Origin of the sequence: Tenacibaculum sp. Mcav3-52 (assembly GCF_022347665.1) — a bacterium.
Classification (GTDB): domain Bacteria; phylum Bacteroidota; class Bacteroidia; order Flavobacteriales; family Flavobacteriaceae; genus Polaribacter; species Polaribacter mesophilus.
The window spans coordinates 246,682-258,988 of the sequence record NZ_JAKRGE010000001.1; the positions used below are offsets into that span (position 1 = coordinate 246,682).

A 12,307-nucleotide genomic window follows, 5' to 3' on the forward strand; every position below is an offset into this window, starting at 1 on the left:
TTTTAGGTATGCAAATATATAGTTTTTGATTTAATTAAACATATTTTTAGCCAAGACTAAAAATTAATTTATATTTGCAAAAATATTTAATTTCAAAAACTGTTTAACAGTAAACTATTTTCAACATGAAAAATCATATTACCTTAGTAATTATATTATTATCAACTATTGTAAGCGGACAAACAATTAAAGGGAAAGTCACTTCATCTTCAGGAGAAACTATACCTTTCGCTAATGTATTTATAAAGGGAACAGAAAACGGAACAACTACAGATGAATCTGGAAACTACACATTAAAAACAGCTAAAAACAAATTTGTTTTAGTTGCTTCATCTATTGGTTTTTTATCAGAAAGAAAGACTATTACAATAAACTCTAACGAAGAGAAAACTGTAAATTTCATACTGACTGAAACTGCAGAAATTCTAGATCAAGTTACTGTTACTGGAACACGTACTGATAAACGCAGAACTAACAGCCCAGTTATAGTTAATGTTATCAATAGTCAAACCTTATCAGATGTACAAGCTTGTAACTTATCTGAAGGGTTAAAATTCCAAACTGGTTTACGTGTAGAAACAGATTGCCAAACTTGTAACTATACCCAACTTCGTATGAATGGTTTAGCTGGCGGGTATTCACAAATTTTAATTAATGGTCGTCCTATTTTTAGTCCGTTAACTGGGTTATATGGTCTAGAGCAAGTACCTACTAATATGATTGAACGTATAGAAGTAGTCCGCGGTGGTGGCTCTGCCTTATATGGTTCAAGTGCCATAGGAGGAACTGTAAATGTAATTACAAAAATTCCGAAGAAAAATAATTACAGCATTGGTTATACTTATCAAAATATTAAAGGAGTTTCAGATCACATAATTGCTGGAAATGCTACAATAGTAAATGAAGACAGAAATGCTGGTGCTTCGTTTTTTATCAATAATAGAAAAAGAGACCTGTATGATGCTAATGGTGATAATTTTTCTGAATTACCTGAATTGAAAAATAATTCCTTTGGAACTAATTTATTCTTCCTTCCAACAGATAATCAAAAAATAGAGGTTAACTTTAGTAAAATGAATGAATATCGTTATGGTGGTGAAATGGTAGATAAAGCTCCTCATTTTGCGCTACAATCAGAAGAACGTGTGCATGATGTTTATGTAGGAAATATTGATTATCAAATTAATTTTAATGATGACAAAAGCTCTATAATTTCCTATTTAGCTACACAATATACCGATAGAGAACACTACACAGGAATTCGCCCTGACACAAACACTCCTGAAGACACAGAACATTTAGCTAAACCACCATATGGTAACTCTACGACAACGACTTTTCAAGGAGGTTTACAATTCAATCATAAATTAGAGAAATTTTTAGGTGGAAATAATGTACTGACTTTAGGTGGTGAATTTGTACAAGATGATGTTTTTGATGTTATAGAAGCATACGAGTACAAAGTAGATCAATTAACACAAAACTTCGGATTCTTTTTTCAAAGCGATTGGGAAATCAACAAGCAATTAAATTTACTAACAGGTATTCGTTACGACAACCATAAATTAAACGCTTTAAAGCAAGACGGAACAGAAAAAACTATTGTAAACAACGTAGCTAGTCCACGAGTATCTTTACTATACAAGCCTTTTGAAAACACACAAATTAGAGGAACTTGGGGAACTGGTTTTAGAGCTCCACAAGCTTTTGACACCGATTTACACATAGCTTTTGCTGGTGGTGGAATTTCTCGAGTATTATTAGCAGATGATTTAAAAAGAGAACGCTCTAACAGCTACACACTTTCATTCAACTACGACAAGCCTACTGAAAATTATATTTACGGATTTACTTTTGAGAGTTTTTACACTAACTTAAAAGATGCTTTTTATTTAGAGTCTATTGGAGAAGATGAGTTTGGTGAAGTTTTTGAAAAAAGAAATGGTGATGGTGCCGTAGTAAAAGGAATTACTTTAGAAACACGATTAAACTACGATGGAATTCTACAGCTAGATGCTGGGTTCACCTACCAATCTAGTAAATACAACTCAGCTGTAAACAACTCAGACGAACTACCCTTAAAAAAAGAATTTTTACGTACACCAAACACTTACGGATATGCTACTGCGACTTATACTCCAAACCAAAAATTTAAAACAGCTCTAAATTTAGTATATACTGGAAGTATGGAAGTACTACATTTAGCTTCTCCCAAAAATTTAACAGAAGACGAATACTTTAGTTCTCCTTCTTTTTTTAATTTAGGGGTTAACGCTAGCTATACATTTAATTTAGAAAAACTAAACACGAACCTAGAATTTACTACTGGAATCAAAAATATTTTTGATGAATACCAGTCAAAGTTTGATATAGGTAAAGAGCGTGACAGTAATTTCATTTACGGTCCAGCTACACCGAGAACCTTTGTTTTTGGTATAAAAATCTCTAGTAATTAATATTAAGATAACATATTGCTTTTGAGTTAACATTTAAGAAACATTCTAATAATAGAATAGTAATTTCTAACTAACATTAGGTTTACAATACCACATCACTTTTGCAGGGTATTTAAGAACACAAGTTAGTTAGAATGAAAAAAATAATAATTATTACTCTTTTAAGCCTTTGCAACTTTGCTTTTTCGCAAAATAAAGGTACTGTAACAGGAACTGTAACAGATAAAGAGATGAGTGGTGAAGCATTACCTTTTGCTAATGTCTTTATTAAGGGAACTTCAATCGGGGGGACAACCGATATGGACGGTAAGTACACCCTTAGTGTACCTGCAGGAAACCAAACTATTGTTTTTAGTTTTGTTGGTTATCAAACAATTGAAAAACCAATATTAGTAAAAGCAAATGAAACAACAACAGTTAATCAAGAATTAGGCGCAAATGAAGGGGTTGCGTTAGATGAAGTTGAAATTAAAGCTTCTACGAGTAAGGATAAAGCAAGTGCTTTATTATTAGAACAAAAAAAGGCAACAGTTATTAAAGAAAGTATCGGAGCAGAAGAGCTTTCTTCTAAGGGTATCTCTGATGCTGCAGGTGCTGTCTCAAAAATATCTGGTGTTTCTAAACAGGAAGGATCAAGTAATGTATATGTACGTGGTTTAGGTGATAGATATTTAAACACGACTATGAACGGTCTTTCATTACCTTCTAATGATATTGCCAAGAAAAATATAGACCTAAATTTATTCCCTTCTGATATAATTCAAAATGTATCAATTAGCAAAGCGTATTCATCAAACTTTTACGGAGACTTTGCTGCTGGTAATATTGACATCTCTTCTAAAGAATATAGAGGAAATGGTTTTGTAGAAGTAAGTATTGGTTCTGGTGTTAATTCTAGAGCTATGGGAGAAGACTTCAGAAAAAGTGAAGGGACAGGAAATTTTGGTTACTACAATCGCTTTAAACACAACCCATATGCTATAGTTCTTTCTCATGGAGTTGACCCTGTAAACGCAGGAAGTCCAATTAATAACTCTATTGGTTTAAACACTGGTAAATCATTCGATTTTGAAAATGGTAGTAGGTTAAGTCTTTTCGGTACAGCATCATTTAGCAGAGCTTTTGAATACAGAGAAGGACCTGTTGTAGACTTTACAAACGTATTTAAGAAAGAATACCCTAACGCAAAAGAATATGAGTACTCTACTTCAACAACCGCAATGTTAAGTGCTCTATATAGAATTGATGATAGCAACAAAGTTAAGTTTACATCTTTATTTTTAAATAACTCTGGTGACGAGGTAGGTTACTATGGTTTTAAAGGATTAGGTAAAAACAGAGATGCTTTAAATAATACTGATGAAGGTTTTTATCAAATGAACGTTCAATACAACCAGGATTTAGTATTTGTTAACCAATTAACTGGAGAGCATAATTTTGAGGATAATAAATTAAAAGTAAGCTGGGGAATTGGTTATAACAATGTATTTGCTCATGAACCAGATAGAAAGAGAATAAGCTTAGAAAATTTTCAAAATACTTTAGATAACGATCCTAATACAAATGCCATATTTTATACAAATAACTCATTTGACAACCAACGTTATTTCCAAAAAATTATTGATGAAGAATTAAACAGTCGAGTTAATTTAGCTTACCAAGCTACTGACAACCTAACTTTAAATTTTGGTTATAATGGTAGAATTAAAGAAAGAGACTTTAATAATATTAGGTATGGTTATGATATTTTAGATTCAAAATATGAAGTTTCTGATGTAAATAATTTTAACAGTATTTTCAATATTAATAATGCTCAAATTTTTAAAAACCAAACAGGAAAAATATTTAAACTAGATGTTTTCAGAAAGTTACCTGGTTTTGAAAACAGCAACATCGCTAGTTTACCTGGTTTATATGAAAACACTTACAATGGTACATTAAAAATACATGCAGGATATGTTTCAGGAGAAATTAAGTCTGGTGAAAAATGGGTGTTTGTTCCTGGTATTAGAATAGAGTCATTCAACCAAGAAGTTACCTACGACGTAATCAACATTAACCCTAATGACCCTGGTTTTAGAAATGCATCAGAAACATTTTTCTTACCTAGCTTAAACATAAAATATGCTGTAAACGAAGATCAAAACTTACGTTTCAATTTCAGTCAAACTGTATCTGTACCAGAATTTAAAGAAGTTGCTCCTTTTATTTACGAAGGAATTGGACAAAGAATTGGAGGTAATCCAGATTTATTAGATAACCCTTCATTTTCAAAAATCTTCAACTTAGATTTAAAATACGAATGGTTTATTTCAAGAGATGAATTATTATCTATCGGAGCTTTCGGTAAACAAATCAACGACCCAGTAAACTTAGTAATTGCAAATAGTGCCGCTGGTAACCAACGTTACTTCAGAACTGGAGATAAGGCTACTGTAGCGGGTATTGAAATTGAAATGCGTAAAAACTTAGTTAAAGACGAAGATGATGATACTGTAATGTCTGCAGGTGTTAACTTTACTTATATGCATACTGATCAGGACTTAAAAAAAGAAATTAAAGGAGTATCAGGATACGCTACAACATTTAACAGAGATAGTGATGAACTACAAGGAGCCTCTCCTTTCTTAGTTAATGCTAACTTAAACTACACTCCAACTCAGTTTAAAAACTACAAGCCTATCACATCATTAGTGTTTTCTTACTTCTCAGATAGAATTCATGCTTTAGGAGCTGGTGAATTAGGGAATATCATTGAAAAAGGAGTGCCTACAGTGGATTTTGTTTGGAAAAACAAATTCGGTGAAAACTGGGAAGTTGACTTAAAGGCTAAAAACTTACTAGACCCATCTATAAAAAGAGTTAGAGAAAATACTTCAATTGGAGACGTAACTCTATCTGAATACAAAAGAGGAACTAATATAAGCTTAGGACTTAAATACAAATTTTAACAAAAATAAACTCAATAAAAGAATACAATTAAACTTTAAAACAATGAAAAATAATTTTTTATTAGGATTAGCTTTAGCAGCTACGTTATTTGCTTCATGTGGGGATGATGATACAGCAGATATTATTATTAATGATAATAGTGTTACAAATAACACAAATAACAGTGGAGGTGACTCAGACAATGATAATGTTGTTGAATTAAAAGGAAACTATACTACTGATTTAACATTAGATGCTTCTAAATCATACACAATAACAGGACCAACTATATTTGAAGATGGTACTACTTTAACAATTCCTGCCGGAACAGTTATAAAAGCTGCAGCTACTGGTGCAGATGTTTATTTAGCTATTTCTCAAGGAGCAAAGATTATAGCTGATGGAACTTCTAGCCAACCAATTATCTTTACTTCTAGTGCTACTACTCCTAATGCAGGTGACTGGGGAGGGTTAATCTTATTAGGTAAAGCTCCTATTAACTCTGTAGCTGGTGGTACTGCTACTTCAACTTCTGAAATCGCAAGTTTACCTTACGGTGGTGATGCAGCTGATGACAATTCTGGAACTTTACGTTATGTAAGAGTTGAATATTCAGGAGGAAAAGCTGATGGACAATCAGAAAACAATGGATTCTCTTTCTACGGAGTTGGTAATGGTACAACTGTAGAGTACATCCAAATGTTTGAAGGAAAAGATGATGGTGTAGAGTTCTTTGGAGGAACTGTAAATGTGAACAATGTATCTGTTGTTAATGCTGAAGATGATTCTATCGACTGGACTGAAGGATACTCTGGTACTATTACAGACGCCTATGTAAAGCATGGTACTGACCACGATAAAGGAATTGAAGCTGATGGTTACAATACTGATATAGGAAACTTATCTAACCCTAAGTTTTTCTCTAAGCCAACAGTAACTAACTTAACTATTGAAGGATTAGGTTCTGGAACTGCAAATGAAGCTATCCGTTTAAGAGCAGGTACTCAAGGTATTTTTAACAATATTTTATTAATCGGTTTTGCTGAAGGATTTGATTTAGATGGTGATGCTGCTGACAACCCAACTGGTAATGGTGTTACTTCTGGTGACTTAAAAGCTACTGATGTAAAATTTGAAGATGTTACTGTTAAAGTAAAAAATGATACAGGTGTTACTTTTACTGATGCTGATTTTGTTACTGAAAACGCTACTGCAACTGGCACAGACTATGCTACCTGGGGGGCTGGATGGACTAGACAATAAAACTTACATCCCCTAACAATAAAAAAAACCGAGCAAATTGCTCGGTTTTTTTGTTTTATAGTTTATTTACTTTTTAGTAATCTGTTGTTAACTCATAAACAAGAAAAAATCTTGATTTTTATAAGTGATTAATTATAAAATATATAAACTATGAAAAAAAAATTATTCCTTTTAGCATGCCTATTGTCACTACAAGCTTTTTCTCAATCTTATAATTCTCACGTTTTCTATTCAAGCTCTAAAGCTTTAGGTACTTTCAATAAAGAAATGGTTGAAAACATTCCTTGTGAAGAGACATTTGATTTTCAAGATTTAATTGGTAGGTTTTATGTGAACATTCAAGACTCAACACCTTTAGAACCAAACAAGTTCTACTTTTTAGATTTTGGTCAGGGCTTCAATTACTATTATTTAACATCTTCAAGAGTTGGTGAACATTCAGATGAAGATTACAGATTAAGCCTTCCTCATTCAATAACTCAAATATCATGTAGAAGCACTCCTTTACCAAAACAAATAAAAAGTTTTAAAGTAAATCAAGCATACTATAAAAATTTTTCAAGAAATACTACTTTTGAATACGAATACGAAATTCAAGGTGATTATAGAAGTAAAAATAATAGTGGTAATAATGATATTACTATCTCTATATACTACAACAGTATCAATCAAAGTAACCTGATAACAAAAACTGTATGGGAAATGGATGAAGAGTTCTTCCCCATTTTAACCAAAAGAGAACCATGGGGAACTAGCTTTATTGACTATGACACCGACCCTAAAAGAAAATTTTATTTGAAATTTGAATATGCTGGTAATTCAGAGATACTTACTTATACGGTTCCTAAAGATACTAGAGATTTTGATGGTGATGGGGTACAAAACTGGCAAGACAACTGCCCCAACCAAGCAGGTCCTTCTTCTAACAATGGATGTCCTGTTGGCAATCCTGATTTTGTAATTGTAAGCATATCTATTGATGCAGGTGGTTTAACCACAAATACGAACGATGATAATTCATTAACTCTTAGAGAAAATCAAGACCATAAATTCTGTGTGAATATTAAAAACACAGGTGCTGTAACTGGCACAATCAACAATACAGCTTTAATCTTAACAAATAATTCCGACTTAAGTAAAGCTAGTATTGTATCAAACCTTCCATATCCTAAGTCATCTTTAACTATCTCTCCTAACCAAACAGGAAAAATGTGTTCAGAAACACATATAACAGATACTTATTTAGGAAATAATCTCACCAATTTTTATTATTTACATGCTATAGCTGACTATGATAATAACACCTCTGAATCTAATGAGAATAACAATCAGGCTTACACTAGTGTTAACTCCTCTTCTTCAAAAACACCTACTCAGTTGACTATTCATGATGTAAACGGGAATAAGGTTAAAGATACTACTATCAACAATGAAACAGAAGAAACTGACGTTATTAAAAGCCTGCCCAAAGGTTTCTATTTTATTAATAAAGACGGTAAAAAAAGTAAAATTTATAAAAAGAATTAATATCCTTTCTTTAAACAAAAAACCGAGCAAATTGCTCGGTTTTTTTATTTATTCTTTTGGTGGGTTCCCTGCATCAAATGTACTTGAGCTATATTCCTTATCAACTATTTTTTAAACAATTCTACTAATAGTTAATCCATCTCTTATAGGCAGTAATACAGTTTCTAAACGACTATCTTCATTTAAAAGTCTATTATACTCTAAAAGAACTTTAGTGTCTATATCTTTAGGATTTAACTTCTCAACTACCTTTCCGCTCCAAAGTACATTATCAGATAAAATAACACCTCCTTTATTCATTTTTTCAATAATCAAGCGAAAATAGTTTACATAGTTAGATTTATCTGCATCGATAAATACTAAATCAAATTTGGAATTTATAGTTGGAATTATATCTAAAGCATTACCAACATATTGAGTTATTTGGTTTTTATGGTCAGATTGCTGAAAGTATTTATGTTGGAGCTCCTCTAACTCTTCATTTTTATCAATCGTATGAATCATTCCATCTTTTGAAAGTCCTTCAGCCAAGCATAAAGCAGAATACCCTGTGTATGTACCAATCTCTAAAATTGATTTAGGTTGAATTAATTTTGAAATCATAGATAAAACTCTTCCTTGAAAAGCTCCACTTAACATGCGAGGGTTTAAAACCTTTTGCCAAGTTTCTCTACTTAGTTCTTGTAGTATTTTTGGTTCAGCTTGAGAATGTTTAACAACATAATTATCTAATTCTTCAGGTAAAAAGTTCATGTAGGTTGTTTTTAATGGGCAAAATTAAAAAAACGGAATTTATCACTATAATAAATTCCGTTTCAATCTAACAAAAAATCAAAAAATGGTTCTTTAAAAAACCAAAATTGTCTAATTAAATTTACTTAACTGTTCTTTTAATTTTTCTTTGTCTTTACTTGATAAACAAGCGGTATGTTTTTTACAATCTTCTGATTTTAACTTGAAGATATCAGACATTTTTCTATTTTGTTTTGTATACAAGGCACAAATCTTACAAGTTAATAAATGCCAAGTAAGTTGCATTCTTTCATATATAGAAGCTTCTCCATATTGACTTTTGTCACAAATGGTAGTAGCTTCATCACATGTAATTTTTAAAAATTTAAACATTTTTTTACTTATTAAACCAGTTCTTTTCCATACAGCTTCTTAACTGTGTTCTTGCTCTATGTATTATAACCCATAAATTGGACGGAGAAATATCTAACTCCTTACAAATATCTTCAGTTTCAAATTGTTGAATTGTTTTCATTTTAAAAACCATGGCATATTTTTCAGGAAGGCCATCAATACATTTATCTAATTGATTTTTTAACTCTTCATTTTCAATATTCCTATCAGCATCATTATCCCATGTTTGTGGTACTCGCTCCTCAATCCAGTTTCCTTCATTTTCTCCGCTATCATAAAAACTCATTCTAACTTCAGCTTGTCCTTTTTTAGAATTTATTTTTCGATAATAATCGATTATTTTTCTCTTTAAGATTGAAACTAGCCATGTTCGTTCTGTAGACTTTCCTTCAAAGTTTTTAGCAGATTTTAATCCTGCAAAAAAAGTTTCTTGCACTAAATCTTTAGCTATGTTTGAATTATTTACACGAACAACAGCATAATTGAATAAATAATCTGCATAATTGTCTACCCATTTATCAGGAGATAAAGTATTTGAAGGATTTGTTAGATTCATTAAATCAAAGATAAGTTATTTTTTGTGGAAATAAGTAACATAAATTCTACTTAGTCCATTAGGAGTATTTTTAATAAAATTAATTATTTCATCTAAACTTTTCTTTTTACTTAACTTATTTGAAATTTTACTTTTATTTGTTGTATAATAAATTTTATTACTTGAAAGGTCTACAAAAGGGCAATAATCTAATTTGTTAGAGTTAATATTTGTTAAATGCCTAGAAGCTAACCATTCGTTATTTCTTCCTTTTTTACTTATGTATAGGTCACCTCTACCTAAATCATCTTTTCTTCCATACGAAGTGAAAATGATAAAACTTTCATCTGGAGCAACAAAGGCATTAAACTCGTATTTTTCAGAATTTACTCCAGGACCAAGAGAAACAGGTTTGGAGTAAACACCATTAATAAGTCTACTTACATAAATATCTTCTTTACCTTTAGAGTTTTCATATTCTGCAGTAAAAAATAAGTCTCCTTTTTTTGTCACTGACGGATAAAATTCATCCGCAGGAGTATTAACTAGCGACCCAATATTTATAGGCTTAGACCAATCATGAGAAAAAGACTCACGTGTTACATACCAAATATCCATGTCTTTCTTTACCTCACCAGAGGTATTATTCTTTCTGTTAGAAGCAAAGAAAAGCTTCAATCCGTCAGGAGACAAAAAGGGCTCTAAGTCTTTATGCCTACCAGAAAAGTTAACAACTTCAGGTTTCTGCCATTTTCCATTTACTTTTTTTGAAAAAGCTATAAACGAATATTCTTTCAAGTAGCTTTCAACAGTGAAATAAAATTCATCTTGATTTTTGCTTATTGAAAAATCTCTGACGTTTGGTAAATCACTAAATAACTCTGGATGAAATAATTCAGGCTCTTGAGCAAAACTAAAGCAAGAAACAAATAAAAAAAGAAATCCAATTTTTTTCATAAAACTATTGTTTAAGGGCTTTACAATTGTTTCTACGTCTCATATCAACTAAGTATATAATCTCCCATTTTCCATTATTATTAAAAAGTTGGAAAGAATTTGCTCCACAATGACTAAACTTATCATTTAGGTAAAATTCGTATAGAGTCCATACAGAAGCTAAATTACCATCCACTTTAATATCCCATGATACTAATCTTTCTAAATAAGTATGTTCTGGTTTTTTATTAGCAATATTAGCAAGCAGTTTAGATTTACTTTCTGTAACTAAAACTTTTTTACCTTCCTTATTAGTAAAAGTAGTTTGAATGTTAATTGTAGAATTAAGAGTTGAGCTTACTAATGTACTATCACCTTTATGAAGTCCTTCAAAAAAAGTTTCAATAGTTTTTTTAATGACTTTTTTTTCTGAGCTTTCTTGTGCACTTATCACAGTTGTAAGAGCAAAAACAATTAATAAAGTAAAAACCTTTTGCACGTTAGTTTGATTTAGTTAGGTAAAGCTATTAAAAAAATAAAAGGCTAAAATTTAATTAACAGAAGATTAACGGCATTAAAAAAAGTAAATTAAAGAGATTATGAAAATATAATAAATAAAACAAGTGAATAATAATTATGTATTTTTACAATCCATAAAAAAAAAGAAATGTCAGTAGCAAAAAAACAATATAAAAGAATTACCACTAAATCTCTTGTTGAGATGAAAGCAAATGGAGAAAAAATCTCAATGCTTACGGCTTACGATTATACTATGGCAAAAATTGTTGATGGTGCAGGAATAGACGTAATCTTAGTGGGAGATTCAGCATCAAATGTAATGGCTGGTCATGAAACTACATTGCCTATTACATTAGATCAAATGATATATCATGCAAGCTCTGTAGTAAGAGGAATAGATCGTTGTTTAGTAGTGGTTGACTTGCCTTTTGGAAGTTACCAATCAGATCCTAAAGAAGCATTACGTTCGGCTATTCGAATTATGAAAGAAAGTGGAGCACACTCAATAAAACTAGAAGGAGGAAAAGAAATAAAAGACTCTATTAAACGAATTTTAAATGCAGGTATTCCTGTAATGGGTCACTTAGGGTTAACTCCTCAATCTATTTATAAGTTCGGAACTTATACAGTAAGAGCAAAAGAAGAAGCTGAGGCAGAAAAGTTAATGACAGATGCTTTAATGTTGGAAAGATTAGGTTGTTTTGCTATTGTGTTAGAAAAAGTTCCTGCTAAGTTAGCACAAAAAGTTGCTGAAGCTTTAACAATTCCAGTTATAGGAATTGGAGCAGGTGCAGGTGTAGATGGACAAGTATTAGTAACTCACGATATGTTAGGAATGACACATGAGTTTAATCCTCGTTTCTTACGTAGGTACTTAGATTTATATACAGGAATGACAAATGCATTTGAACAGTACATTACAGATGTTAAAAGTCAAGACTTTCCAAACGAAGAAGAACAGTATTAATGTAAAAGTCTTCCTTTTGGGAGACTT

At 31.3% G+C, this 12,307-nt stretch carries 10 protein-coding genes; 5 read left to right on the top strand and 5 right to left on the bottom strand.

Features of this window, described 5'->3' with window-relative positions:
• Window positions 1–125 precede the first annotated feature (125 nt).
• From MHM83_RS16140 to MHM83_RS01245, 4 genes are all read left to right on the top strand, one after another.
• Window positions 126–2,456, top strand: coding sequence for a TonB-dependent receptor (locus tag MHM83_RS16140; RefSeq protein WP_255724748.1), 2,331 nt, complete (start codon window positions 126–128; stop codon window positions 2,454–2,456).
• 134 nt (window positions 2,457–2,590) lie between these two features.
• A complete protein-coding gene (locus MHM83_RS01235; RefSeq protein WP_239178173.1) occupies window positions 2,591–5,407 on the top strand; it encodes a TonB-dependent receptor in 2,817 nt (938 codons plus the stop codon).
• A 43-nt stretch (window positions 5,408–5,450) separates the two neighbouring features.
• Complete coding sequence (locus MHM83_RS01240) at window positions 5,451–6,650, top strand: multidrug transporter (protein ID WP_239178174.1); 1,200 nt, start codon at window positions 5,451–5,453, stop codon at window positions 6,648–6,650.
• A gap of 150 nt (window positions 6,651–6,800) precedes the next feature.
• Entirely contained in the window at window positions 6,801–8,177 is a 1,377-nt protein-coding gene (locus MHM83_RS01245; RefSeq protein ID WP_239178175.1) for a thrombospondin type 3 repeat-containing protein, read from the top strand.
• A gap of 111 nt (window positions 8,178–8,288) precedes the next feature.
• Here the strand turns inward: MHM83_RS01245 and MHM83_RS01250 are convergent, their stop codons facing one another.
• From MHM83_RS01250 to MHM83_RS01270, 5 genes are all read right to left on the bottom strand, one after another.
• A complete protein-coding gene (locus MHM83_RS01250; RefSeq protein ID WP_159610934.1) occupies window positions 8,289–8,930 on the bottom strand; it encodes an O-methyltransferase in 642 nt (213 codons plus the stop codon).
• A gap of 111 nt (window positions 8,931–9,041) precedes the next feature.
• Window positions 9,042–9,302, bottom strand: a complete 261-nt coding sequence (locus MHM83_RS01255; protein WP_047790690.1) for a hypothetical protein — start codon at window positions 9,300–9,302, stop codon at window positions 9,042–9,044.
• Between the two features lie 4 nt (window positions 9,303–9,306).
• Window positions 9,307–9,879 (bottom strand): sigma-70 family RNA polymerase sigma factor, encoded by a 573-nt coding sequence (locus MHM83_RS01260; RefSeq protein ID WP_047790691.1) that lies wholly within the window; start codon window positions 9,877–9,879, stop codon window positions 9,307–9,309.
• 15 nt (window positions 9,880–9,894) lie between these two features.
• Window positions 9,895–10,815: a TolB family protein gene (locus MHM83_RS01265; RefSeq protein ID WP_239178176.1), complete on the bottom strand. Its 921-nt coding sequence runs from the start codon at window positions 10,813–10,815 to the stop codon at window positions 9,895–9,897.
• Between the two features lie 4 nt (window positions 10,816–10,819).
• On the bottom strand, window positions 10,820–11,293 hold the full coding sequence (locus MHM83_RS01270) for a nuclear transport factor 2 family protein (RefSeq protein WP_167712830.1): 474 nt from the start codon (window positions 11,291–11,293) through the stop codon (window positions 10,820–10,822).
• 168 nt (window positions 11,294–11,461) lie between these two features.
• Here MHM83_RS01270 and panB point away from each other — a divergent pair, with 168 nt between their 5' ends.
• Window positions 11,462–12,280, top strand: coding sequence for a 3-methyl-2-oxobutanoate hydroxymethyltransferase (panB, locus tag MHM83_RS01275; protein WP_159488605.1), 819 nt, complete (start codon window positions 11,462–11,464; stop codon window positions 12,278–12,280).
• The last annotated feature ends 27 nt before the right edge of the window (window positions 12,281–12,307 follow it).